General features: G+C 71.6%; 28 protein-coding genes and 1 CRISPR repeat array. Of the genes, 13 read left to right on the forward strand and 15 right to left on the reverse strand.

Annotated features, from left to right (window positions below):
- Positions 1 to 18: 18 nt before the first annotated feature.
- From IMZ35_RS10290 to IMZ35_RS10345, 12 genes are all read right to left on the reverse strand, one after another.
- Positions 19 to 2,286, reverse strand: coding sequence for an ATP-binding protein (locus IMZ35_RS10290; protein ID WP_199440745.1), 2,268 nt, complete (start codon positions 2,284 to 2,286; stop codon positions 19 to 21).
- Positions 2,283 to 3,323 carry an ABC transporter permease gene (locus tag IMZ35_RS10295; protein WP_199440746.1) on the reverse strand — a complete coding sequence of 347 codons (1,041 nt, stop codon included), beginning with the start codon at positions 3,321 to 3,323 and terminating at the stop codon, positions 2,283 to 2,285. The genes IMZ35_RS10290 and IMZ35_RS10295 overlap by 4 nt, the downstream gene beginning before the upstream one ends.
- Entirely contained in the window at positions 3,320 to 3,577 is a 258-nt protein-coding gene (locus IMZ35_RS10300) for a hypothetical protein (protein ID WP_199440747.1), read from the reverse strand. Before IMZ35_RS10300 ends, IMZ35_RS10295 begins: the two co-directional genes overlap by 4 nt.
- Complete coding sequence (locus IMZ35_RS10305) at positions 3,574 to 3,822, reverse strand: hypothetical protein (protein WP_199440748.1); 249 nt, start codon at positions 3,820 to 3,822, stop codon at positions 3,574 to 3,576. Before IMZ35_RS10305 ends, IMZ35_RS10300 begins: the two co-directional genes overlap by 4 nt.
- Positions 3,823 to 3,928: 106 nt before the next feature.
- The gene (locus IMZ35_RS10310; protein ID WP_199440749.1) at positions 3,929 to 4,108 is read right to left on the reverse strand and encodes a hypothetical protein; all 180 of its coding nucleotides are present in this window, start codon (positions 4,106 to 4,108) and stop codon (positions 3,929 to 3,931) included.
- Positions 4,105 to 4,269, reverse strand: a complete 165-nt coding sequence (locus tag IMZ35_RS10315; protein ID WP_199440750.1) for a hypothetical protein — start codon at positions 4,267 to 4,269, stop codon at positions 4,105 to 4,107. Before IMZ35_RS10315 ends, IMZ35_RS10310 begins: the two co-directional genes overlap by 4 nt.
- A 98-nt stretch (positions 4,270 to 4,367) precedes the next feature.
- A complete protein-coding gene (locus IMZ35_RS10320; RefSeq protein ID WP_199440751.1) occupies positions 4,368 to 4,574 on the reverse strand; it encodes a hypothetical protein in 207 nt (68 codons plus the stop codon).
- A 98-nt stretch (positions 4,575 to 4,672) separates the two neighbouring features.
- Positions 4,673 to 4,876 carry a hypothetical protein gene (locus IMZ35_RS10325; RefSeq protein ID WP_199440752.1) on the reverse strand — a complete coding sequence of 68 codons (204 nt, stop codon included), beginning with the start codon at positions 4,874 to 4,876 and terminating at the stop codon, positions 4,673 to 4,675.
- Between the two features lie 92 nt (positions 4,877 to 4,968).
- Positions 4,969 to 5,127 carry a hypothetical protein gene (locus IMZ35_RS10330; RefSeq protein ID WP_199440753.1) on the reverse strand — a complete coding sequence of 53 codons (159 nt, stop codon included), beginning with the start codon at positions 5,125 to 5,127 and terminating at the stop codon, positions 4,969 to 4,971.
- Positions 5,128 to 5,175: 48 nt separating this feature from the next.
- On the reverse strand, positions 5,176 to 5,604 hold the full coding sequence (locus IMZ35_RS10335) for an RRQRL motif-containing zinc-binding protein (protein ID WP_199440754.1): 429 nt from the start codon (positions 5,602 to 5,604) through the stop codon (positions 5,176 to 5,178).
- Positions 5,604 to 6,131 carry a DUF3307 domain-containing protein gene (locus IMZ35_RS10340; RefSeq protein WP_199440755.1) on the reverse strand — a complete coding sequence of 176 codons (528 nt, stop codon included), beginning with the start codon at positions 6,129 to 6,131 and terminating at the stop codon, positions 5,604 to 5,606. The genes IMZ35_RS10335 and IMZ35_RS10340 overlap by 1 nt, the downstream gene beginning before the upstream one ends.
- Positions 6,131 to 6,481 (reverse strand): hypothetical protein, encoded by a 351-nt coding sequence (locus tag IMZ35_RS10345; protein WP_199440756.1) that lies wholly within the window; start codon positions 6,479 to 6,481, stop codon positions 6,131 to 6,133. Before IMZ35_RS10345 ends, IMZ35_RS10340 begins: the two co-directional genes overlap by 1 nt.
- A 125-nt stretch (positions 6,482 to 6,606) precedes the next feature.
- On the opposite strand from IMZ35_RS10345, the gene IMZ35_RS10350 reads away from it, so the two are divergent.
- On the forward strand, positions 6,607 to 6,963 hold the full coding sequence (locus IMZ35_RS10350) for a GntR family transcriptional regulator (RefSeq protein WP_199440757.1): 357 nt from the start codon (positions 6,607 to 6,609) through the stop codon (positions 6,961 to 6,963).
- Positions 6,964 to 7,106: 143 nt separating this feature from the next.
- Positions 7,107 to 8,579 (forward strand): helix-turn-helix domain-containing protein, encoded by a 1,473-nt coding sequence (locus tag IMZ35_RS10355; protein WP_307867900.1) that lies wholly within the window; start codon positions 7,107 to 7,109, stop codon positions 8,577 to 8,579.
- A 72-nt stretch (positions 8,580 to 8,651) separates the two neighbouring features.
- Positions 8,652 to 9,472: a CRISPR direct-repeat array (repeat unit 28 nt; unit sequence GGAACACCCCCGCGTACGCGGGGAAGAC).
- A gap of 677 nt (positions 9,473 to 10,149) precedes the next feature.
- Here the strand turns inward: IMZ35_RS10355 and IMZ35_RS10360 are convergent.
- Positions 10,150 to 11,385, reverse strand: coding sequence for an MFS transporter (locus tag IMZ35_RS10360; protein WP_199440758.1), 1,236 nt, complete (start codon positions 11,383 to 11,385; stop codon positions 10,150 to 10,152).
- 196 nt (positions 11,386 to 11,581) lie between these two features.
- On the opposite strand from IMZ35_RS10360, the gene IMZ35_RS10365 reads away from it, so the two are divergent.
- From IMZ35_RS10365 to IMZ35_RS10390, 6 genes are all read left to right on the forward strand, one after another.
- Positions 11,582 to 12,790, forward strand: a complete 1,209-nt coding sequence (locus tag IMZ35_RS10365) for a serine hydrolase domain-containing protein (RefSeq protein WP_199440759.1) — start codon at positions 11,582 to 11,584, stop codon at positions 12,788 to 12,790.
- 78 nt (positions 12,791 to 12,868) lie between these two features.
- Positions 12,869 to 13,555: a GNAT family N-acetyltransferase gene (locus tag IMZ35_RS10370; RefSeq protein WP_307867901.1), complete on the forward strand. Its 687-nt coding sequence runs from the start codon at positions 12,869 to 12,871 to the stop codon at positions 13,553 to 13,555.
- Between the two features lie 108 nt (positions 13,556 to 13,663).
- Positions 13,664 to 14,110 carry a hypothetical protein gene (locus IMZ35_RS10375; RefSeq protein WP_199440760.1) on the forward strand — a complete coding sequence of 149 codons (447 nt, stop codon included), beginning with the start codon at positions 13,664 to 13,666 and terminating at the stop codon, positions 14,108 to 14,110.
- Between the two features lie 36 nt (positions 14,111 to 14,146).
- Positions 14,147 to 14,650 (forward strand): SigE family RNA polymerase sigma factor, encoded by a 504-nt coding sequence (locus tag IMZ35_RS10380; RefSeq protein ID WP_199441015.1) that lies wholly within the window; start codon positions 14,147 to 14,149, stop codon positions 14,648 to 14,650.
- Position 14,651: 1 nt separating this feature from the next.
- Positions 14,652 to 15,182, forward strand: coding sequence for a hypothetical protein (locus IMZ35_RS10385; RefSeq protein WP_199440761.1), 531 nt, complete (start codon positions 14,652 to 14,654; stop codon positions 15,180 to 15,182).
- A gap of 74 nt (positions 15,183 to 15,256) precedes the next feature.
- Entirely contained in the window at positions 15,257 to 15,847 is a 591-nt protein-coding gene (locus tag IMZ35_RS10390) for a hypothetical protein (protein WP_199440762.1), read from the forward strand.
- Between the two features lie 9 nt (positions 15,848 to 15,856).
- Here IMZ35_RS10390 and IMZ35_RS10395 read toward each other — a convergent pair whose 3' ends face one another.
- On the reverse strand, positions 15,857 to 16,849 hold the full coding sequence (locus IMZ35_RS10395; RefSeq protein WP_199440763.1) for a DMT family transporter: 993 nt from the start codon (positions 16,847 to 16,849) through the stop codon (positions 15,857 to 15,859).
- Between the two features lie 227 nt (positions 16,850 to 17,076).
- On the opposite strand from IMZ35_RS10395, the gene IMZ35_RS10400 reads away from it, so the two are divergent.
- Entirely contained in the window at positions 17,077 to 17,832 is a 756-nt protein-coding gene (locus tag IMZ35_RS10400; RefSeq protein ID WP_199440764.1) for a sulfite exporter TauE/SafE family protein, read from the forward strand.
- Between the two features lie 45 nt (positions 17,833 to 17,877).
- Here the strand turns inward: IMZ35_RS10400 and hisC are convergent, their stop codons facing one another.
- Positions 17,878 to 18,945 (reverse strand): histidinol-phosphate transaminase, encoded by a 1,068-nt coding sequence (gene hisC / locus IMZ35_RS10405; RefSeq protein ID WP_199440765.1) that lies wholly within the window; start codon positions 18,943 to 18,945, stop codon positions 17,878 to 17,880.
- A gap of 124 nt (positions 18,946 to 19,069) precedes the next feature.
- Between hisC and IMZ35_RS10410 the strand changes: the two genes are divergently transcribed.
- The 4 genes from IMZ35_RS10410 (at position 19,070) to IMZ35_RS10425 (ending at position 22,291) form a co-directional block, all read left to right on the forward strand.
- Entirely contained in the window at positions 19,070 to 19,741 is a 672-nt protein-coding gene (locus IMZ35_RS10410) for a dienelactone hydrolase family protein (protein WP_199440766.1), read from the forward strand.
- Between the two features lie 77 nt (positions 19,742 to 19,818).
- Positions 19,819 to 20,289 (forward strand): hypothetical protein, encoded by a 471-nt coding sequence (locus tag IMZ35_RS10415; protein ID WP_199440767.1) that lies wholly within the window; start codon positions 19,819 to 19,821, stop codon positions 20,287 to 20,289.
- Positions 20,289 to 21,524 carry a PPE domain-containing protein gene (locus IMZ35_RS10420; RefSeq protein ID WP_199440768.1) on the forward strand — a complete coding sequence of 412 codons (1,236 nt, stop codon included), beginning with the start codon at positions 20,289 to 20,291 and terminating at the stop codon, positions 21,522 to 21,524. Before IMZ35_RS10415 ends, IMZ35_RS10420 begins: the two co-directional genes overlap by 1 nt.
- Positions 21,521 to 22,291, forward strand: a complete 771-nt coding sequence (locus IMZ35_RS10425) for an ESX secretion-associated protein EspG (RefSeq protein ID WP_199440769.1) — start codon at positions 21,521 to 21,523, stop codon at positions 22,289 to 22,291. The genes IMZ35_RS10420 and IMZ35_RS10425 overlap by 4 nt, the downstream gene beginning before the upstream one ends.
- Positions 22,292 to 22,309 lie beyond the last annotated feature (18 nt).

Below are 22,309 nucleotides of genomic sequence, written 5' to 3' on the forward strand. Positions count from 1 at the left end.
CCCGTGTTCCTCCCCGGCTCACCCTCCGCCCGTGTGGTCACTGTCAGTGATCGCGCGGCGGATGTCGGTGAGTCGCAGGGTCATGTAGCCGTTGGACTTGTAGGGCTCGACGTGGCGGTCGGCGAGGCGTTCGGTGAAGTCGGTGGCGGACATGCCCTCGTAGGTCGCGGGGTGCAGCTCGGCCAGGCGCTGGCGGGCGATCTCGGTGCGGACCTTGGGCTCGTCGCCCATGACCTGCTCGACGTCGGCGAGCAGGTCGCGCGGCGGGGTGCGGTCTGCTGCCTGGTTGGTGGTGCGCCGGCCGCGCTGCTGCTTGGCGCGCTCGGCGATGGTGGTGGCCTCGTCGCCGTCGATGAAGTGGGTGCGGATGGTGATGGAGGACTGGCCGGAGGGCAGCGGGACGCCGTCACCGGCGACGACGAGGGTGCCCTTGTCCATGCCCTGGCGCAGCTTGTGCGGTGCCGCGCCGCCGTTGATGGCCTTGTCTCCCAGCGCCATGCGGGCTTCGGACTCGGTGCCGACCACGAGGGACGCGCGGATGTGCGCGCCCTCGCGGACCAGCTTCGGGAGGTTCTGGTCGGTGGGGTTCTGGGTGCCCTGCCAGAGGATCACGTTGACCGCGCGTCCCTGGTTGTGCAGCTTGCGGGCGGCCATGAAGTACCGCGACGTGCTCTTGGAGCCGCCGTAGGGCCGCTTGTCCTCGCCGATGGCCGGGCACATGAACGCCTGCTGCGCCTCGTCCACGACGAGGAACAGCGGGTGGAAGCCCTGCCCGGAGCGGGCGAGGTCGCGGTCGACGCCGTTCTTGTGGGTGTCCGGGTCCACAGCGGCCAGACGGCGTTCCATCTCCCGCACGCCCTCTTCCAGCATCTCCGTGGCGGCGATGACGTGCTCGTCGGTCGGCCCCTCGATCAGGATCGAGGCGAGCCCGTGGAACATGTGCCAGTCGCCGATGCCCTTGAGGTCGGCGATGCGGAACTCCACCGAGATGTCGAGTGCCAGCCACAGCGCCAGCGCCCGCAGCGCGGCGGTCTTGCCCTGGTTGGACAGACCGGTGATGAGCAGGTGCCGTTGCAGCAGCGCGATGGCCGCGGCGTCACCGCGCAGGTCCTCACCCCACGGCGCGCGTCCGGTGTAGAGGTCCGCGCGCAGCGTCTCGTCCACCACCAGCGGCGACGGGCCGATCGGCTCGTCCAGCGCACCGGAGTCGGCGATCCACAGCCGCACCGTCCGTGCGGCGGGCGGGATGCTGATGAACAGCTCGTGCTCGTGGCGGTCCAGGTTCTCCGCCAGCGCCCGCCGGCGGCCCTGCACCTGGGCGGTGTTCACCCCGGACGGGAGGGTGACGTCGACCTCCACACCGCGCCCGGCGATGACGATCGGACCCAGCAGCGACGCGCCCGAATCGTCCATCTTCTTGATGGCGTCGCGCAGCTCCTTGATACCCAGGTCCCGCAGCGCGGTCACCACCCGGGAGGGGGTGACGGGCGCGCCGACATCGCGACCGGCGCCGGGCTTGACCAGCCACGCCGGGGCGTCCCCGACACGACGGCCGGTGTTCCACAGGTAGGCCGCGCCCACCCACGGGGCGGCCAGCAGCAGTGGCCCCCACACCACGGAAACCACGAACACCACCCCGCGCACGAACGCCAGCACCGCGGAGAACGGGTCCAGGAACGCCGAGACGTCGCCCTGCGACACGGCCAGCACGATCCCGATCCCGGTCAGCGCACCGGTCAGCCCGGCGGCACCCACGGCCGTGGCGCGCACGACCTTGACCGGCGCGTCGAGCCAGTCCATCGCCCGGCGGTGCCGGGCGTCCTTGAACCGCTCGGCACGCTCCTCCCACGCCGCGACCGCGTCGGTGTCACCGGCGATCTCGGCGGCGCGCATCATCCGCTCGTAGCGGGAGGTGGTGCGCGAGTCCCACACCCGACGCACGACCACCGACGTCCCGGAGGTCAGGTAGAGCGTGTGGCGCAGCACCCACTTACCGGTCCGCACGGTGCGGTCGTGGGTGGCGACCGTGCGCACCACGACCACGCCGCGCACCACGGCCGCGGTACTGCGCTCCACGCGGTCGGTGACGGCGGCACGCATCCGCCGCCGGTCCAGCTCGGCGGACTCCTCCTCGGTCAGGATCTCGCCCTGGATGACCGTGGACGGCTCGATCTCGTTGCCGGGTTCGGTGGCGGGCGAGTTGGTGGGGCGCAGGGGAAAGACGTTGCTCGTGCTGGTCGAGTCGTCGGGGTCGGGTGCTCCGGACGCGGTCGTGGTGGTGCTCATCGCTGCGCCTCCTCGGCGGTGTCGTCGTCGTGCATGAGGTGGGTCAGGGCCGCGCCGAGTCCGAGGACGAGGACGGGCAGGCAGGACACGACGGTGGTGATCTGCCAGGGGGCCACGGCCATGCCGGCGGCCTTCATCAGGTGGTAGGCGATCTGCCCGCCCGCACCGAGCAGCAGTGCGCCGAGTGCGGACCACTTCGCGAACGAGCGCGCCTTGCGGGAGCGGGTGGTGCTGGACAGCCACACCCGCAGAGCGAACGCCGCGTACGCCTCCACCCCCAGCGGGAGCGTGATCGCGGAGTCGATCGTCCAGCCGTCCGCGATGCCGGGGAGCGGGGTGATCTCGCCGAACCCGGTGAGCTTGCCCAGCTCCACCCACCCGCCCCAGATCGCGACGAACGCGCCCAGGGCGATGAGCAGCACCGGCCAGGATCGGACCTGCCGGGCACGCCGCACCGGACGCACCGGGGTGGTGTCGCGGTCGGTGAGCACCAGCCACGCCCGCCGGACACGACCGGTCACTACTGGGCTGCGATCCGCTGGCGGGTTGGCCACCTGAACCGCGGCCGATGTGGTGTCCGATCCGATGCCCAGGTCTGCGGCGATGCTGACCTGCGACGACGAGAGCACCACGGCGGGCTGCGCGGACGCAGTCGTGTCGGTGTCCTCGTGCGCGTCGGGGGCAGCACCGACGGGTACGGCATCGGGCGCGCCGTGCGTGGCGTGCTCGGCAGTCGGGACGTCCTCGGTGGTGACGTCGTGCCCGGTGTCGTGCCTGGTGGTGGGTGTGGTGTCGGGGGTGGGCACGGCGTGCAGCAGCCGGGGCCGGGTGTCCTCGGGAACGGTCAGGGTGGTTCCGGTGCTCGGGGTGGTGGAGCGGACGGCCTTGACTGCGTCGAGTGCGGCGCGGGCCTTGGGGCCACCGACCTTGAACTTCTTCATGACCTGGTTGCGGGAGGGGATGCGGCCGTCGTGCTCGGCCAGCTCGGCGACCTGACGGGCCAGGCGGTCGAGCTGCTTGGGGTAGGCGCTGGTCACCGGAGACCTCCTCGGTAGGCGTGAGCGGTGCGCAGGGAACGGGGAAGCCGCGGTGCGCGGCGACGGGTGATCAGGTAGGCCACGGCCAACGCCGGGACGGCGTAGGCCAGGGCGAGCGCGGCGGGGTGCTCGGCCTGGGTGGTGACCGCCCACTGCACGGCGGCGATCACTGCGGCGGTGGCCAGGAACTTCCACAACAGCGCGCCTAGGACCAGCCCCGCGACGACCACTGCCAGGACGAGGAAGGCGTTCACCGGTCACCACCGTTGTGCTCGGCGCGGATGGCGGCGGCGGTGCGGCGGGCGCGTGCGGCCAGCTCGGCGGCCTCGGCCTTGTCGGTGGTCCAGGGGTCGGTGGCGGTGCCGTCCAGGACGTTGGCCTTGTGGTCGAACCAGGCGGCGCGCTGCTCGGGTGTGGCGTCGGGGCCGGGTTGGGTGCGCAGCAGTTCCAGCAGCGAACCGGTCAGGGTCAGCGGGCGCGGGCGGTCGTTCTCGGGCATGGCAAGGCTCCGGTGGGTCGGGTGTGGGGTGGCGAGGAACCCGGACCGGCGGGGTGTTGGTGGTGGCGGACTGCCGCCGGTCCGGGTTGGTGGGTGGTGCGGTGTGTCAGTGGGTGCGGGTGAGGTGGTCGCGGACGAGGTCGAGCTGGTCTGCGACGCAGGTGCCGTCCCAGCGGACTTCGGGGGTGGCGCCGGGGGTGGTGTGGACGGTGCCGGTCTGGTCGTGGCGGGTGTGCTGGACGCGGTCGCCGTGGCGCAGTCGCAGGCGGGTGCGGTGGGTGCTCATCGCGGGGCCTGTCCGGTGCGGGTGGCGCGCTCGCCGAGGGTGTCCACGATGTGCTGGGAGGTGGCGGGGTCGCCGTTGACGAACGCCTCGATCAGGGCGTCGGCGAGGTCGGTGGTGTCGGTGATGGTGTTGCGGTCGCGGGGCGTGGGCCTGCCGCTCATGACGGGGCTCCTGCTCGTGAGGTGGTGGTGCGGGGTTGTGAGAGCCCGGACCGGCGGTGTGCGGGTCGTGGCGGACTGCCCGCCGGTCCGGGGCGGTGTCAGCGGCGGCGGGGGTCGGTGAGGTCCTTGGGGCCGGTGTAGTCGAGGGGGTAGCCGTCGGCTCCGCGTCCGCGTCGCTTGGACTCCTTGACGAGCTGCTCGGCGGTGGAGTGCTCGCCCATGTCGCGGTAGTCGTTGATCTGCTGGCGGAGGTGGCGGGCGTCGGCGTGGAAGGCGATTTCGGCGGCCTTGTTCTTGAACTGCACGGGTGCTCCTGTGGTCTGGTCTGGTGTGCCGGGGTGGCGGAGTGCGGGCGGCCGGTCGTGAACCGGCGGGGCCAGGTGCCCACCGCCCGCCGTGCGGGTTAGGCGTCGCGCCAGATTTGGCAGAGGTTGCGGCCGCAGGTGCGGCCGTCGGCCATGCGGCCGGTGGCCAGGGCCTTGCCGCAGGGCTTGCCGCCGCGGCCGGTGGGTGCGGGGCAGCAGGCGCGGGACTGGGTGAGGCCGCTGACGGCCTTGCCGCCGACCCACTTGGCCGCCTTGAACGCGGCACTGGACGTGCTGGACACTGGGTGTGCTCCTTCGGTCTGGTGATCGTTGGGGTTGTGAGAACCGGACCGGCGGTGTGTCTGTGGCGGACTGGCCGCCGGTCCGGGCACAGCTAGGCGGCGGCGCGGCGGCCCTGCCGCACGTGGCAGGCGGCCTGCCAGGTGCCGCAGTGCACACGCAGTCCCTGGGCGGACCTGATTTCGACGAGCACGGTCATCTGCCCGCAGGTGGGGCAGGGGCGCTTGGTGCCGTCGGGGTGGGGGATGCGCATGGCTGTTCCCTTCTCGGTTCACGGACTTCTCGTTGTGGTGCAGGGGGTTCAGGCGGCGAGGCTTGTGGTGTCGTCGTCGGCCTCGAAGCAGGGCCAGCACAGGCCGGTGGAGGTGGGGACGACGTAGCCGACGTCCTTGCCGCAGGTGCCGCAGATGCGGCGCGCGAGGTTGGCCTTCGCCAGAGCGGTCCACTTGGCGGGGGTCATCGGCAGGCAGGGCACCGACTCGGCGATCAGGTAGAGGTTGGCGAAGACCTTGCGCTTGGAGGCGTTGTGGCGCAGGTAGAGCAGCGCCACCGGGCCGTGACCACCGGGACGGCGGTTCATCGCCCGCAACTGCCGGCGGGTGGCCAGCAGATGCCGCGGTGCGATGCCCCAGGACAGCAGCGGCAACCCCAGGTGCGTGCCGCGGGTGAACTGCTGGGCGTCCGACCAGGGCACGTCGGCCATGACCCACGGGTACTGGCGGCGGCCCATCACGCCACCACGGCGGTCAGCAGCGCTGCGACCAGCAGCCACAGCCAGTGCCAGGACTGGTCCAGCGCGTACGCCCCGGTGCCCAAGCTCGGGTTGTCCCACGACACCTCCGCACCGCCAGCGTCCGTGTGGAAGAGTCGGACCTTGACGTCGGTGTCGGTCAGCGCGATGACCTCGCGGGGTGCGCCCAGGGCGTAGAACTCGGCCTTGCCCACCAGCGCGGCCAGCTTCGCCAGCGTGGTGTAGCGGTCAGCCCAGTAGTGCGTCACAGCCGACACCACCTGACCGGTGAAGAATCCGGCGGGGGAGATGGTCAGGTCCAGCACCGCCCACAGCAGCGCGACCACGGCGGCGGTGACGGCGGTGTAGACCGCGACGTGCGAAGCACACGCCACACGACCCGCACGCCCCGGACGGCCCTTGGTCGCGGCCTGGTGACTGGTCTGCCCCCAGTGATCAGCCACGGCGTGCGCCACCAGCAGGCCAGGCAGAACCACGGCGAAGGTGACAGCGGCGGTCAGACTCATCACGCCACCCGGCCCATGCCGGAACCAGCAGCGGCGCGAGCGGCCTCACGACGCGCCTTACGCCCGACACGCTTGGCCTTGCCGAACACCGGGGCGGGAATCGTCGCCGCGGTGACCGGGTGAGTCATCTCCTCGGCCTCCTGCTTGGTCTGAGCCAGGGTCACGCCGTACTGCGACACAACGCCCTTCAAGGCGCGGGCCAGAATGCGACGGTCACGCCGCTGACGAGCCGTGCCGTCCAGCAGCGCCGATGTAGGCGCTGCCGAAGCGGCGATCTCCTGCGATACGTGGCCCTGGAGCGACTCCAAGAGGCGGCGGGTGAGGCCGTCGGGGTAGATGCGGTCTTCCATTCGATGTCCCTTCTAGAGCGTTACCTTGCGTTCTAGTACGACCAAAGCTAGCCGGGTGCCGCGAGCTGGTCCATACTCCGATTGGGTGATCTAGAACGGACTAGAACAGCAGGTATCGTGGAGGCATGCAACTTCCGCGAACCGCAGGTCATCCGTACCAAGCGCTGGCGGCTGACGTCGTGGCCCAGATGGAGCGGGGCAGCCTCAACGTTGACGATCAACTGCCGTCAGTTCGTGAACTGGCCAAGACCTATGGCGTCACCATTGCGACGGCACAGCGCGCCGTGAGCCAGCTCGCTTCTGACGGTTATGTGAGAACCGTGCCGGGGTTGGGAACCTTCGTGACAGCGAAGCCGGTCGACGCTGCTGGAAGCCCTGTCGCGGTCACCCCAGAGCGCTTCGCGGAGTTGGAGGCGGAGGTCGCTGAGCTTGCGAAGGTGGTGGACGAAATACGGCGAAAGGTCGGTGGTGGTGACCGGTAATGTCTGGCGCTCTCGTGCTCATGGCTCAACTATCGGGCCATGACTAGGGCAGTGTCCAAAGACGGGTTGTCCTAAACGTAAGAACCGTATGACTAGCAGGCATAAGTGCTGGTCACTGACGCCGAGGGGCGCTGAGAACGCTAGTGGAACAGCCGTGGTTGTCGCGAGCAAACGCCGAAGCGACTCTGAACACGAGTCTTCTTCCGGAAGTGTTGAAAGAGTACCGAAAAGCAAATGGTCTAAATCAAGCCGATATGGCTAGACTGCTCAACCTCGATCAATCTTATGTGTCAAAGATCGAGAATGGGCAACGGCATGTTCGAGACATGGAAGTCTTGCTGCGCATCGCCAACCAACTGAGCATTCCGCCTAGTCACCTGGGCGTCTCTCAAGACTTGCTCGAACCGGTTCCTGAACCGTCTACTAGCCCGCTTGTCGGTGCCGCCGATCCGGTGGAAGTCAGCCAAAGTGACTGGAGGCGGGATAGGCGATATTTGAATCGCCACCGTGGGGAACTTGCGCAACTAGCCAAGGATCTGTATAGCGCTGACTTTCATCTGAATTCGACCACGTTGATGGCTCCTGCGGATTGGATGCCTAATGCTCCAATCAAGTTGGATGACATTGAGTTGGAGTGGTCAGAAAGTCAGCCCAAAATTGCGGTCACCGGGACTGAGCCAGAAGCCTCTAACGTTTTGCCCTTGCGTGCTGCGGGACGACGCTTCGACAGGTACACGTCCGCAATCCGATACTTGGATCGACCTGCGCTCTTCGAGAATCGGGCAAGCTATCGCCTTCTCGGTGCGAACCTCCAGGATGGGAAAAAGGCGAAACTGAGCTTTGGTCTAGGTACCTACTTTGACAAACTGGATGCTTCGGAGGCGGCTGCGCACGAGTTGGCAGCGGCGGTGAGGTCTGGCCCAGCGGATGAAACTCCGGACTGGTCCGCTCTGCCGTTGCGCTCCTTGATTGGTGACCCGTTTGACCTAGAGCGACGAGCAGTAATGCCTGCTATTGAAACCCTTACGCTTAGGCGTCAGGTTGACAGCGGGCGTGCGACTTTCCTCCTGCACTGGAGAGACCCCGCCAAGGTTGCAACCGCAGCGGGTATCTACGGCCTGATCCCTGCGGGGGAATTCCAGCCTTCGAGCGTGACGGCGTGGGACACCAAGAACGATTTTAACCTCTGGCGGAACATGGTGCGCGAGTACTCGGAAGAGCTATTGGGGGAGCCGGAGCGCGATGGAAGTCAAGGGCAGCCGATTGACTACGACAACTGGTCGCTCTATCGGTCGCTTCAGCAAAGTCGCAGTGAAGGCACTGTAAACGCCTACTGTCTAGGGTTGGGGTTAGACACCCTAACTTTGACGGCCACGCTGCTAACTGTGGTCGTGATCGACGACCACGTCTTTGATGAACTTTTTGGCGACACCGTGAAGATAAATGCTGAGGGTTCGCTCGTGTCGGCTATCGAATCAACGGCGGTGTCGGACGGTGTTCCCTTCACGGAGGAAACCGTGCAAAGGATGCTTACTTCGGAACCAATGGCGTCCCCTGGAGCCTGCATCCTGTCGCGTGCTTGGGAGTTCAGGGATCAGCTCCTGCGAGACCGTTGACCCACGTGCTAGTTGAAGCACTCCGCGTACCGGGGAGCCTCGCCACTCAACGGCATCGTGGCCCGAGTGGCGGGAGCACCCCCGCGTACGCGGGGGAGACCCTGGCTCCGGCACGAGCGACACGGCCGGGCTCGAAACACCCCGGCGTACGCGGGGAAGACGTCTCCGCGATGTCGTCGGCATCGCCGATGTAGGGAACACCCCCGCATACGCGGGGAAGACCCCGACCCGCGCCCGGCCACCGAGCGCATCGAGGGAACACCCCCGCGTACGCGGGGAAGACGCTCGGCCCTGCGTCATGATCTCCATCAGGACCGGAACACCCCCGCGTACGCGGGGAAGACGGCCGCTGGGTCGACGCGAGGTTCACGTTCAAGGGAACACCCCCGCGTACGCGGGGAAGACCGTGGTCCAGGGGGAGGCAACCCCCGCAGAGGCGGAACACCCCCGCGTACGCGGGGAAGACTCGGTCTCGACGTCGATCTCGCGCCGGGCCGCCGGAACACCCCCGCGTACGCGGGGAAGACACCGGGCGCATCGAGAACGACGTCGCCCACGTGGGAACACCCCCGCGTACGCGGGGAAGACGCGATCACGGTCAGGGCGATCAGGGTGGTGGTGGGAACACCCCCGCGTACGCGGGGAAGACCAGAACGAAACACTCGACATCGCTGGCATCGTCGGAACACCCCCGCGTACGCGGGGAAGACTCGGTGGTCGCCTCGGGGCTCTGGGTGGTGGGGGGAACACCCCCGCGTACGCGGGGAAGACGATCCGTCTCCGGAGCGGGAGCAGATGGAGGCGGGAACACCCCCGCGTACGCGGGGAAGACGTCGATGCCCTTGATGTCGCCGTGGTCGGCGAGGGAACACCCCCGCGTACGCGGGGAAGACACTTCTTGACCTGGTGCTTTGTGTCGAGTGGTGGGCTTTCAGCATGGGTTTGTACGGGTGGAGCATAGCCGTGAGGCTGCCGCAGTGGCTTGAGAAGGATTGGTCTGCGGTTGCGGAGGTAGTGGCGGCTGCTCTAGTCGTTTCCTGGGGGCGAAGCGTCCCAAGCGTCCCAAGCGTCCCGTCGCAGGTCAGCCCTGGGACGCTTTGATTCGCCGGGACGCTTGAAGCGTCCCATGGGACGGATGAAGCGTCCCGCTCGTTCAAAGCGTCCCAGGGTTGACCTGCACTGGGACGCTTGGGACGGATGGGACGCTTTGGGGAGGGGTACCGGCGTGGCTGGTCGCAGCGCAGGGCGATTTGGTCGGACATTGGTCTAGATGTGGAGTGTGGGCAAGGGATCAGGGCGTCGGGCCGGTGGGTCGTCCGCAATCAGTCTCAGTCGTCGTCTCAGTCCTGGTGTGTTCGGCCGTGTTCGCGGACGTCCGTGCAGGTGCGCGCGATGGGTGATAACTGCTCTGAGCAGCCAATATGGTGGTGCATGGACGTGGATGGACGGTCGTTCGCAAACCTTGAAAGCGGGAGACGGGCAACCGTCCGGGGGTTCAAATCCCTCCGCTTCCGCAGGTCGACCAGCGAGAACGGGCCGGGCGCGACGTGCTGTCGCGCCCGGCCCGCCGCTATCCGGTCGCCGCTCGCCTGCGCGTCAGCCCGCGGACCTGCCTGCTGGTGAGCGCGGCGAGGGTGGCCGTCACCAGCAGGGCGGCCAGGACGACGAGGGTCGTGGACACGCCCCAGTGCTTCGCGAGCGGACCCGCGGCGATCTCGCCGATCGGCATGGCGACGAACGAGCCCAGCATGTCGTAGGAGTACACCCTGGCGAGCTTCTCCTCGGCCACGTTCTCCTGGAGCGACACGTCCCAGGCCACCGCGAAGAGCTCGTTGGACACCCCCACCAGGAACATCGCCAGCAGCAGCGGAACCACGCGCGGCGCCCCGGCCAGCACCAGCAGCGGCACCGCGTCGAGCAGCACGACCAGCACGCCCACCAGCAGCGCCCGCCGTGGTCTCCACGTCGCGGCGACGACTCCGCCGACCAGCAGTCCGACCGTCTGCGCGGCGATCACGAAACCCCACGCCGCACGCCCGATCGTCCCGTCCGCGACAGCTGGTCCGAGGACGAACAGGCCACCCGCGACCACCGCGTTGACCACGGTGAACTGGAGCACCACCACCCACACCCAGGTGTGCTCCACGAACGCCCGCCACCCGTCGCGCAGGTCGCCCAGGACGTCGGTCGTCCCGGAACGCGGCACGCGGACCGCGCGGACACGCCAGTACGCCAGCGCGGCCAGCCCGAACACCACGCCGTTGCCGACGAGCGCCCAGCCCGGTCCCGCCGTGGCGACGAGCAGGCCGCCCAGCGCCGCTCCGGAGAAGCGACCGGTGTTCACGGCGATGCGGGCCAGCGCGTTCGCCCTGACGAGCAGTTCCGCCGGAACCGTCTGCGGGGTCAGGGCCGAGGCGGCGGGCAGGGAGATCGCCGCGACCGCGCCGTTGGCCGCGCTCAGCGCGATCAGCAGCGGCAGCGAGCGGAGATCGCCCAGGAGCGTCGCGGCGATCAGCAGCTGGGTCGCGGCGGCGGCGGAGGCCGTGCCCTGGAGGACGACCGACCGTGGCAGCCGGTCGGCCAGCACGCCGCCGAACAGCACCAGGACGACCAGCGCCGCCGACCTGGCGCCCACCACGATTCCGAGGTCGACGACGCTCCCGGTCATGTCGAGCACGGCGAAGGCCAGCACGATCGGGGCGATCGCGTTGGCCAGTTCGGTGCAGCCCCGCCCGGCGATCAGCCAGCGGAACGCGGTGAACCGCAGAGGGGTGGGTGTGCTCGTGGTCGTGCGGTTCTGTGCCACGCCGGGGAACACTGCCGAAGAACCGTTCGGGTGTCAGGTGATTTTCGCCCGGTCCCCGCCGCCACCGCCCGGTGCGGGTCCGGCTCCTCGGTGGAACTCCCCAGGGGACGCGTCGCCGGCGTACCCCCACGGGGGTGGTCGAAGATGCCGCCTCCGGGCGACGACCGGAGCCGCCGATCTCCCTAGCGTTCGGCCCATGAAGCGAACCTGTGCAGTGTTGATGGCGGTGACGGTGGCGCTGGGCACCGCGACCGCCGGGGTGGCCGGAGCGACGGGCGACCACCGTCCGGACACCCGGACCCTCCAGCGCGACGCCGACGCGCTGCTGAAGCAGGGCGCCCCCGGCGTGCTGGTCGAGCTGGACACGCCTCGCGGCGACGTGAGGGTGCGCAGCGGCTTCGGCGACGTCGCCGCGAAGACGCCCGTGCCGTGGAACGCGCGGTTCCGCATCGGCAGCTTCACCAAGACCTACGTGTCGGCCACCGTGCTGCAACTGGTCGGCGAGGGGAAGCTGTCGCTGGACGACAGCGTCGAGCGGTGGCTGCCCGGTGTCGTCGCAGGCAACGGCAACGACGGGAACGAGATCACCGTGCGGCACCTGTTGCAGCACACCAGCGGTCTCCACGACTACGTGGGGGAGCTGACGTACCTCTTCGACCGGGACCAGTTCGTGCAGAACCGGTTCGTCAGCCACGAGGCGGCGGACCTGGTCGCGCTGGCGATGAAGCACCCGCCGCTGTTCCAGCCGGGCGAGGCCGGGAAGTGGGAGTACTCCAACACCAACTTCCAGCTCGCCGGAATGGTGATCGAGAGCGTCACGGGCCGCAGCTGGCAGAGCGAGGTGCGCAACCGCGTCGTCCGGCCGCTGGGGCTGCGCGACACCGTCCTGCCCGGCACGTCCAGCGCCGTTCCCGGCCCGAACGCCATCGGCTACCAGCGCTTCCTCGTCGACCAGACCCGGCCGGAGCTCGACGAGTCGTGGACCGAGGCGATCGACGTGACGGAGCACGACCCGTCGTGGGGCGGCGCCGCCGGTGACATGATCAGCAGCACCGAGGACGGCAACCGCTTCCTGCGGGCCCTCGTGAGCGGGAAGGTGCTGCGTCCCGCCCAGCTGGCCGAGATGCAGAAGACCGTGTCCACCAACGAGGGCTTCCAGGGCGCGTGGCCCGGCGCCCGCTACGGGCTCGGCCTGATGTGGGTCCCCAACTCCTGTGGCGGCTCCTGGTCGCACGGCGGCGACATCCACGGCTTCAAGACCCGCAACGGCGTCTCCTCCGACGGCTCCCGCAGCGTCGTGGTGTCGATCAACACCGACTCCATGGTGCCGGAGCGGGGCACGCCGCCCCCCGCGAAGGACCAGACCGTCGACCTGATCGAGCACGCGCTCTGCGGCACCCGCTGACGGCGGACCAGCACGAGGGGGGCGGTGGGCCAGGGGGCCACCGCCCCCCTTCCGGCGCGTCGTGGTTCGCTGCGTGTCGTGAGCGAATCGCTGATGTCCCCGTCCGGCGTCGTCCGCCGCTGGCAGCTCGGCTGGGGCGCGGTCAGGGGCCTCGGTCCCGCCGAGGAGGTCCGCGGCGGGCTGCGCGTGCTGATCGGCCAGCCCGGCAGGCACGCGGAGGTCGTGGCGCTGCACGCCGACGACGACCCCGCCTCGCTGCGCGGGCTCGCGGCCGAGGTCGCCGGCGCGGAGCGGCCGAGCTGGCTGACCGTGCCCACCACCCGCCCGGCCGAGGTCGCCGAGGTCCTGCGCGGCGCGGGGCTCGCCCTGCTCGACCGGCCGGAGTGGCTGATGACGACCGAGCTGGAACGGCACCCCGCCCGCACGCCCGCCGAGGACTACTCGGTCGCCACGACGACCACCGCGAACGACGCGAGCACGGTGGTCCGGGTGGAGGTCGTGCACCGCTGCGGTGACGTGGCCGCGCACGGCACCACGGCCGTGACCGGCGCCGACGCCGTCGTCCACGACGTCGCCACGGTGCCGGCGCACCGCCGTCGCGGCCTGGCCGCCGCGGTGATGGCGGCTCTGGCCCGGTGCGCGCGGGAGCGCGGCGCGACGACGGGACTGCTCGTCGCCAGCGCGGACGGCAGGCACCTGTACTCGGCACTGGGCTGGACGGAGCGCGCCGCCGTGGTCATCGCGCGCACGCCCGACGCGGACTGAGCGCGGAGACCCGGAGGAACTGCGTGCAACCCTCCGCCGACCCCACCGCGTTGAAGGGGACGAGGACGTCGCCGAACCCGGTGACGACCGCGAACCCGAGGAGCAGCAGTGCGCACACGACTGGTGTTGGTGGCCGGAGCAGTGGTGCTCGGCGGTCTGGGCGTCGCCCTGCCGGTGATCGCCAGCGCGTCGGGCGGCGACGCACCCGCTGCCGCGGCGACCACGACGATCCCGACCTCGAAGCCCGCGCACAGCACCACGCGGATCTCGGTGCCCGTCGCGGTCGAGCCGGGGCGGAGCACCGCGCAGGCGCCCGGCACCACCGTCCCCGAGGACACGACGTGGGCGCCGCGGCCCACTCCGCAGGCCACCGCGCGGCCTCTCCCGGCCACCGCGCCGGGGCCCGCCACGAGCGCCGCGCCGGAGACCACGCCGTTCCCCGACCCGGCCACGACCACGCCTCCGGTACCCGCGACGACCGTCCCGTCCGCGACGACCGTCCCGACCACGACGACCGCCCCGTCCGCGACGACCGTCGCGACCACGGCGCGCTGACCGGGCGAAGGCGGAGACCAGCACGCGGTGACCGACCTGACCTGGGACGCCGAGTTCAGCGACCACTTCGCCCGGAGAGCCGACGCGATGCGCTTCACCGCGTACCTGCTGTGCGGCAACTGGTCCGAAGCCGAGGACGTGATGCAGGCGGCGTTCCTGAAGCTCTACCTGGCCGGACCCCGGATGGCGAACAGGGAGGGGCTCGACGCCTACCTGCGCCAGATCGTGGTCCGCACCTTCCTCGCCGAACGGCGCCGGGTCCGCTGGCGCAGGGAACGGCTGACCGACTCCCCGCCGGAGCTGCCGCAGACGGGGCCGTCGAGCGAGGTCAAGATCGTGCTCTGGCAGGCGCTCGGATCGGTGCCGGCCCGGCAGCGCGCCGTGCTCGTGCTGCGCTTCTGGCACGACCTGAGCGTGGAGGAGACGGCCGAGGCGCTGCGGTGCTCGGTGGGCACGGTCAAGAGCCAGGCCAGCCGCGGCCTCGCTGCGCTGCGGCGACGGCTGGGACCGAACTTCGCCGATCTGCGGATGGAGGTGTGAGGTGGTTCGGGAGGAGGACCTGAGGGAGACCTTCAGCGCGCTGCGCGCGGGGAGGGCGCCCGAGCTGGGGGTCACCGCCGCCGACGTCGTCCGCGCCGGGGGGCGGGTGCGCCGGCGCCGGCGTGCCGCGGCCGTCGCGGGCAGCGGGGTGCTCACGGCCGCTGCGGTGGCCGTCGCGGTGTTCCTCCTGCCGCTCGGGCGCGGAGGGGCGCCGGACACGGTGGGTCCCGCGGGGCCGACGACGGAGACCGGGACCACCACCACGGCTCCGGTCACCACCACTCCGGCCACCACGGCTCCGGCCACCTCAGGTCCGGCCACCACGGCTCCGGCCACCACAGCTCCGGCCACCACGTCGCCGCCCGTGCCGACGAGTTCCGTCGTCCCGCTGAACCCGGTGCCGACCGCGCCCACGACCGCCGGGCCCCCGCCCCGCACGGCTCCCGGCGTCGAGACCTCCGCGGCCAGGACGCCGGTGAACACCACCTCCGGAGACCGCGGTGGCGACCACGACCCGGTGACGACCGGGTGACGACCGCGAGCGTTCGGCCGTTCGAGTGACGTGAGGCGCTCGTTCGAGGTCGTGTCGGGTGGACTTCTACCCTGGTGGGGGACCCGGACGACCGCGAGGTGCTCATGGCGAAGAACGGCGGTGCGCTCGCGCTCGTCGTCGTGGCCGGGGTGGCGTTCGCGGTGGCCGGCACCGACGGCGATCCCGCCCGGCGGGGCGCGGGAGCCGAGGTGGGGGACGCGCGCACCACGGCGTGGCAGGCGGGCGGGACGGCGTTCCGGCGGCAGGCGTCGACGCGGGTGATGACCTGCTTCGACCACTCGTTCGGGCAAGTCCAGCAGTTCTTCGCGTCCACCGAGTGCCGCTCGCTCCACCGGGTGCTGCTGGAGAGCGACGACGAGCACGGCAACACGGCGGTGATCCTGCTGTCCTGGATCGAGATGCCCGACCGGGACGGGGCCGAGGACCTGAAGGCGCTCGTCGACGTCTACGGCACGGGCGACATCACGCCGCCGGACGAGGAGGTCCTGCGGTCCAGCGGCGTGCGGTTCAGCGGCAGGTACTACGGCTCGCGGCTCGACGGGCGGGTGCTCGTCGTCGCCGAGGCCGAGGCGTCGGACGGACCCGTGTCCGGTGAGGCGCTCGACCGCATGGCGGAGACGGCCGCCGAGTTCCCCGCGGGCTGACGGTCGCGCTCAGCGGTTGAACGAGTACCCGAGCACGCCGACGGTGATGACCGCGATGCCGAGCCACGCCAGCGGCCCCGGCGACGCGGTCGCGAGCACGAGCGGCTCGGCGACGGCGACGAACACGACCTCGCCGGCCTGGGTGGCCTCCACGGCCGCGAGGTGCAGCGGGTCGTCGCGCACGCGCCTGGTGGCGGCGAAGAACAGCGCGGTCGCGATCACCCCCGAGCACACGGCGACCACGGCGGTGCTGGCGAGCTGGCCGCCGTCCGGCGGACCGGCCCGCACCCCGCCGACGACCGCCAGCAGCAGCCAGCAGGGCAGGCTCGCGATCGACATGGCGAGCAGGCGCTGGAACGTGTCGAGTCCCTCGCCCGCCAGGTCCATCGTCGCGCGGTTGCCGACCGGGTAGGCCACCGCGGCGACGAGCACGGCCGCGACGCCTCCGGCGACGCTCCAGGTGATCCCGCCGGGGGCCTCCAGGACGGTCAGCGCCACGCCCGCGAGCACGACGCACGACAGCAGCAGGGCGATCCGGGGCACGCGCCGCCGCTCGTCGCGGTACAGCAGCGGAGCCAGGAGCATCCCGCAGACGATCGTCACCTGCCACGCGGACGCCACGACCCAGCCCGGCGCCGACCGCGCCGCGAAGCAGATCGGCGCGTAGAACAGTCCGAAGCCGACCGTGCTCCACAGCACCCACCGGCCCGGTGCCGCGCGCAGCGCGGCGAGCACGGGCCGCACCCCGCCGCGCAGGCCCACGACCACCGCGACGATCGGCAGCGAGATCAGGAACCGCAGCGACGCGCTCCACTCCCACGCGCCGCCGCCGAGCGCCATCCCGTGGTTGACGACGAAGGACACCGAGAAGAACAGCGCCGACAGCACGCCGAGGCCCATCGCCGCCGGGAGCCCGGCGAACGCGGCGGCCACCCGGCGGGGGCCGCGGAGCGCGCCGCGCGGCGCGTCGAGGGCGAACGCGGTCGTCAGGGGGACGGTCATCAGCGCATTCTGCTCGGCGAGGTGCGCCGTGCCACCGGTTGTGTCAGCAGCCCCACACGGTCGCCCTCCAGCTCCTCCTCGCCCGGCGGCGTGCCGGGGCCGGTGCCGGGGTGCCGCTCGCGTCCGGGGAGCCGTGCGGGTGTCTGTCCCGCCACACGTCCCGCGTTCCGGCGGGTACCGCGTGCACACTGTTGTGCTTTGCCGGAGACCGGGGGAGGAGTGGTCGAGTGACGCCGCTGGAAGCGATCGCCGTCGTCGTGGCCGGTGTGTTCGCCGGTGGGATCAACACCGTCGTCGGGTCGGGGACGCTCGTGACGTTCCCCGTGCTGCTCGCCGTCGGCTACCCGCCCGTCGTCGCGAACGTCTCCAACAGCCTGGGGCTCGTGCCCGGCTCCCTCAGCGGCGCCGTCGGCTACCGCGAGGAGCTCAAGGGGCAGGGGCCGCGGATCAAGCGCCTGCTCCCGGCGTCGGTCCTCGGCGCGGTCGTGGGCGCGATCCTGCTGGTCACGCTGCCCGAGGACGCGTTCTCCACGATCGTCCCCATCCTGATCGCGGTCGCGCTGGTGCTGGTGGTCGCCCAGCCGTGGCTCAACCGGAAGCTGTCCGAGCGCCAGGTGCGGCGGCACGAGCACGGCGGTGCGGCGCTGTGGGTCGGCGTGTTCGTCGCCGGGATCTACGGCGGCTACTTCGGCGCGGCGCAGGGCGTGCTCGTGATGGGCCTGATGGGCGTGCTGGTCGTGGAGCAGCTCCAGCGGATGAACGCGCTGAAGAACGTGCTGACCGCGTTCGTGAACCTCGTCGCCGGTGTGCTGTTCATCTTCATCGCCGACGTGGCGTGGCTGGCCGTGCTGCTGCTCGCCGTCGGCTCGGTCGTGGGCGGTCAGCTCGGCGCGAAGGTCGGCCGCAAGCTGCCGCCCGCCGTGCTGCGCGGCGTGATCGTCGTCGTCGGCGTCGCCGCCGTCGTCACGCTGCTGACGGACTGACCGGCCGTCCGGGAGGGGCGGTGGCGTCCCCTCCCGGACGACCCGTCACCTCGCGAAGGACTTCGCGGCGGCGAGGAACGCGTCGTTCTCCGCCGGCTCGCCGACCGTCACCCGCACCCCGTCGCCGGAGAACGCCCGCACCACGACCTTCTGCGCCAGGCAGTGCTCGGTGAACGCGTCGGTCAGCTCGCCCAGCGGCAGCCAGACGAAGTTCGCCTGCGACTCGGGCACGTCGAACCCGGCGGTCAGCAGCTCGCCGCGCACCCGCGTCCGCTCCGCGACGATCGCCCGGCAGCGCGTCATCAGCTCGTCCTCGGCGTCCAGCGACGCCAGCGCGGCGACCTGGGCCAGGGCGTTCACGCTGAACGGCACGTAGACCTTGCGCAGCGCCTCGGCGACCGGGGGCGGCGCGACCGCGTAGCCGACGCGCAGCCCGGCCAGCCCGTACGCCTTGGAGAACGTGCGCAGCACGGCCACGTTGTCGCGGCCCCGCGCCCACTGCGCCTTGGCCAGCTCCACGCCGTCCGGCACGTGCGGGTCGTCGACGAACTCCTTGTACGCCTCGTCGACCACCACGAGCACGTGCGACGGCACGCAGTCGATGAAGCGCTCCAGCTCGTCGGTCCGCACCGCCGTGCCGGTCGGGTTGTTCGGGTTGCACACGAAGACCACGCCCGTGCGCGGGGTGATCGCCGCGGCCATCGCGTCCAGGTCCAGCGCGTGCCCCGCGGTGATCGGCACGCGGACCTGACCCGCGCCCACGACCTGCGTGATGATCGGGTACGCCTCGAAGGAGCGCCAGGGGAACACCACCTGCTCGGCCTCGGTGCAGGTGGCCTGGATGATCTGCTGGCACAGCGTCACCGAGCCGCAGCCGATCGCCAGGTGCTCCGCGGGCACGCCCAGCTTCTCCGCCAGGCGCGCGACCAGCTCGGTCGCACCGGTGTCGGGGTAGCGGTTCATCGTCGTCGCCGCCTCCGCGACGGCGCGCACCACGCTCGGCAGCGGTCCCGCCGACACCTCGTTGCTGGCGAGCTTGATCGCGCCCGTGATGCTCCTGCCCGGAACGTAGGCCGGCAGCGCCTGCAGGTCTGCCCGGGTGCGGACGGTCATCGAGAACTCCTTCCGGCCGGCTCCCTCGCCGGTTCCACCCGCACCGTAGCCGCCGCCGCGTCCCGGCCCCAGCCCCTCGCGGCCACGTCCACTCCCGTTCACGTGGGCGTGCGAGGGTGTGCGCATGACTCCCACCAGGACCGAAACGCTGTCGCTGACCGACGGCCGCGAGCTGCGGTTCACCGTCGCCGAGCCGGAGAACGCGGTCCGCGGCGGGATCGTCGTGCTGCACGAGGCCCGCGGTGTGACCGACACGGTCAGGGGACTGGTCAGCGGGCTGGCCGACGAGGGCTGGCTGGCCGTGGCGCCGCACCTCTACCACGACGCCGACGAGCTGGACAGCGGTGACGGCGACGGCGTGCGGGAGCGGGTCAGCGCGCTGTCCGGCGACGCCGTGCTGGCCGACACCGACGTGGCGTTCGTGTGGCTGGGCCAGCGGGGCGTGCACGGCGACCACATGGGGGTCGTGGGCTTCGACCTCGGCGGCACCGTCGCGATGGTCGTCGCCGCCAGCCGCACGATCGGCGCGGCCGTCAGCATCGGGGCCCCCGGCGTCCTGGAGCCGCTGTCGGACGGGCTGCCCGCGCTGGTGGACATCGCCGAGGAGCTGGCCTGTCCGTGGCTCGGCCTCTACCGGGCCGGCGCGGAGGTCTCCGAGTCCGACGTGGAGAAGCTGCACGACGTCGCCTCCGACGCCTCCGTCGCGACCGACGTCGTCACCGTCGGCGACACCCCCGAGGCGAGCGCGCAGGCGTGGCAGAGGGCGCTGAGCTGGTTCGACTCGCACCTGCGCTGACGATCGTTCGGCGGTTGGAACCGGCTGCGGGGGTAGGTACATCTAAGGGGCTGAGCCGACGCAGCAGGGGGTTCGTGATGCCTGACAACTCGTCCACGTCCAGCGCTGGAGCGCCGCCGGGGACGGCCGTTCCCGCCGACCCGGCGTTCTCCGCGTCCGCCGGGACGGAACTGGTCGCCACCGCGCAGGCCGTGCAGGCCGTCGACGCGGACGTCCGCGACGGCACCGTGCAGCTCGACGAGGGGTCGGCCGAGGCGCTGATCCGGTCGATCGCCGACGCGCAGGCGCTGGTGTGGGAGATGCACGACCAGGTGGCCCCGCAGCTGGAGACCGAGCTGAAGCTCGGCGACAACTGGGTCGCCAGGTCCATCAGCCGCAGGCTCCGCGAGGTCGGCGTCGGCGACGACGGCTCCGCCGTGCACGTCATCCGCGAGTTCCTGCACGTCCTGAAGGACGTGGAGGACGTCGTCCGCCAGGCGGCCGAGCAGATCAGGGACACCGATCAGAACTCCGCGGCGTCCATCTCCGCGGCGGGCAGGGGGCACTGATGAGCGACGAGGCTCCGCCGAGCCCGTACCCGGCGCCGCAGGTGCGGGAGCCGTCCCAGCTCGACGAGAAGGTCGACTGGATGGCCTACACGCACCAGCAGCTCTACGACATGGTCCACACCGGCGTCGACCTGACCACCGCGGCGACCGTCAAGGACAGCTGGAACACCCTCGCCACGACGCTCGCCGAGGTGCGCGAGAACCTGACGCAGGCGATCGAGGCGTCCACCGGCGGCTGGGAGGGCGAGTCCGCGCAGAAGACCCGCGACGCGCTGCTGACCGTCACGAACTGGGCCGACAGCACCAGCGAGCACGCCGAGAACGTCGCCACCTGCATCAACGTCGAGATCGAGCACGTCGAGACCGCGCGCAAGACCATGCCGCCACCCCCGGCCGCCGCGCCGGTGCCGGTGGCCGTGGACCCCGCGGTCGCCGCGCCGCCCGCGGTCGGGGACGCCTTCGGGGTCCGGTCCGAGGACGCCGGGCTCGTCCCGGTCACCGGGAACCCGACGTTCGCCGGGGTCGACACGGTCGCGGCGCCCGCCGTGGACACCGTCGCCGCGGCCGACGCGGGCCACCAGCAGGCCGCCGCCGTCATGGCGATGTTCCAGCAGAGCTCGCTGGCCGTGGACCAGACCGTGCCGCAGTTCGCGCCGCCCACCAACCCGGTGGTCGCGCCCGTGCTGCCCGGCGCCACGCCCACGCCGACCCCCGTGCCCACGCCCGACCCCGGTGCTCCCGTCGTGACGGCGAGCGCCGCGCCCTCCACCACCACGACCGGCCGCGGCACGGGCGTCTCCTCGCCCGCGGCGACTCGCGCCACCGGTGGCCGCGGCGGGTCCACCGGCGGCGGCGACACGGGCGGCACGTTCGCGCACGTGCCCCTCAGCGGTGGCGGCGGTGGCGGCGGCGGTACCGGCGGCGGTGGCGCGTTCGGCGGTGGCGGCGGCTCGTCGCCCGGCCTGCCGGCCGCGGGCGGCTCCAGCGGCGTCGTCGGCTCCCCGGACAACTCCCGTTCCGGCACCCAGTCCCCCGGTGCCGCAGCCGCCGCGCAGTCGGGCAGGTCCGGCGCACCGCACGGCGGCGTGCTGGGCGCGGCCCCGATGGCCGCGCCGATGGGCGCGACCGCCTCCAGCGCCGACGAGCGCGGCCACCAGCGGGCCGGTTACCTGGAGGACGAGGACGACATCTTCGCCCTGGACCGCAAGGCCGCACCGCCGGTGATCGGCCAGTGACCGCGCCGGAGACGACCTTCCGGCTGGCCGCGCCGGAGTTCTTCGTCCTGTGGCAGGCGGTCAACGGCGAGGAGCACCCCGTTCCCCTCGGCACGCCGCACGTCGGCGCGACGCGGGCGGAACGGGCGGAGCTGATCGCCACCTGCTCCCGCACGCTGTCCGCGCGCGGCCTCGGCACGGTGGAGCGTCCCGACGCCGAGCTGGAGGCGCTCGTGCGCGGGCTGCGCCAGCACGAGCGGTGCCTCGACCTGGTGTTCTCCCACCGCGGCGAGACCGCGCGCGCCGTCGCGGCGGCCGGGTGGGGCGGCGTGTTCGCGGCCCGCGTCGGCGCGGAGGTGCACCTGCGGTCGTTCCGCTCCACCGCGCTCGCCTCGGCCACCGTCGAGACCCTGCCGGTCAGCCCGGCCGGGTCCGGCCGGGCGGCCAACGTCCGCTGGGACGACTTCGTGGCGGCCGGTGCGGCGGGGGAGCGCGACGGCGCGCAGGGCTTCCTGGAGGTGCTGCGCGCCGCGGGCGTCCGCGAGCCGGAGGCGAACACGCTGCTGCGCGCCGTGACCACGCGGCGCGGCGGCGGGCAGGTCGGCCTGACCGAGCGCAACCGCGACGGACACCTGCGGCCCACCGGGCGGACCGTGTCGTGGATCGACACCGGAGAGGGCCGCTACCTCGCGCAGCGCTCCGGCGGGTGGCTCGTCCTCGCGCCCACCGACCGGGCGAGGCTGACCGCCGCCGTGGAGGACCTGGTCGTCGGCGCCGGGCGGCGCTGACGACGCGTTCGTCGCGCG

It is taken from the genome of Umezawaea beigongshangensis, assembly GCF_016464305.1.
GTDB lineage: Bacteria > Actinomycetota > Actinomycetes > Mycobacteriales > Pseudonocardiaceae > Umezawaea_A > Umezawaea_A beigongshangensis.

Coding starts and splice junctions, on each gene's coding strand:
- IMZ35_RS10365 (WP_199440759.1), top strand. CDS start 11,582: ATGAAGCGAACCTGTGCAGTGTTGATGGCGGTGACGGTGGCGCTGGGC.
- IMZ35_RS10310 (WP_199440749.1), bottom strand. CDS start 4,108: ATGAGCACCCACCGCACCCGCCTGCGACTGCGCCACGGCGACCGCGTC.
- IMZ35_RS10330 (WP_199440753.1), bottom strand. CDS start 5,127: ATGCGCATCCCCCACCCCGACGGCACCAAGCGCCCCTGCCCCACCTGC.
- IMZ35_RS10395 (WP_199440763.1), bottom strand. CDS start 16,849: ATGACCGTCCCCCTGACGACCGCGTTCGCCCTCGACGCGCCGCGCGGC.
- IMZ35_RS10410 (WP_199440766.1), top strand. CDS start 19,070: ATGACTCCCACCAGGACCGAAACGCTGTCGCTGACCGACGGCCGCGAG.
- IMZ35_RS10335 (WP_199440754.1), bottom strand. CDS start 5,604: ATGGGCCGCCGCCAGTACCCGTGGGTCATGGCCGACGTGCCCTGGTCG.
- IMZ35_RS10350 (WP_199440757.1), top strand. CDS start 6,607: ATGCAACTTCCGCGAACCGCAGGTCATCCGTACCAAGCGCTGGCGGCT.
- IMZ35_RS10420 (WP_199440768.1), top strand. CDS start 20,289: ATGAGCGACGAGGCTCCGCCGAGCCCGTACCCGGCGCCGCAGGTGCGG.
- IMZ35_RS10345 (WP_199440756.1), bottom strand. CDS start 6,481: ATGGAAGACCGCATCTACCCCGACGGCCTCACCCGCCGCCTCTTGGAG.
- IMZ35_RS10290 (WP_199440745.1), bottom strand. CDS start 2,286: ATGAGCACCACCACGACCGCGTCCGGAGCACCCGACCCCGACGACTCG.
- IMZ35_RS10305 (WP_199440748.1), bottom strand. CDS start 3,822: ATGCCCGAGAACGACCGCCCGCGCCCGCTGACCCTGACCGGTTCGCTG.
- IMZ35_RS10415 (WP_199440767.1), top strand. CDS start 19,819: ATGCCTGACAACTCGTCCACGTCCAGCGCTGGAGCGCCGCCGGGGACG.
- hisC (WP_199440765.1), bottom strand. CDS start 18,945: ATGACCGTCCGCACCCGGGCAGACCTGCAGGCGCTGCCGGCCTACGTT.
- IMZ35_RS10315 (WP_199440750.1), bottom strand. CDS start 4,269: ATGAGCGGCAGGCCCACGCCCCGCGACCGCAACACCATCACCGACACC.
- IMZ35_RS10340 (WP_199440755.1), bottom strand. CDS start 6,131: ATGAGTCTGACCGCCGCTGTCACCTTCGCCGTGGTTCTGCCTGGCCTG.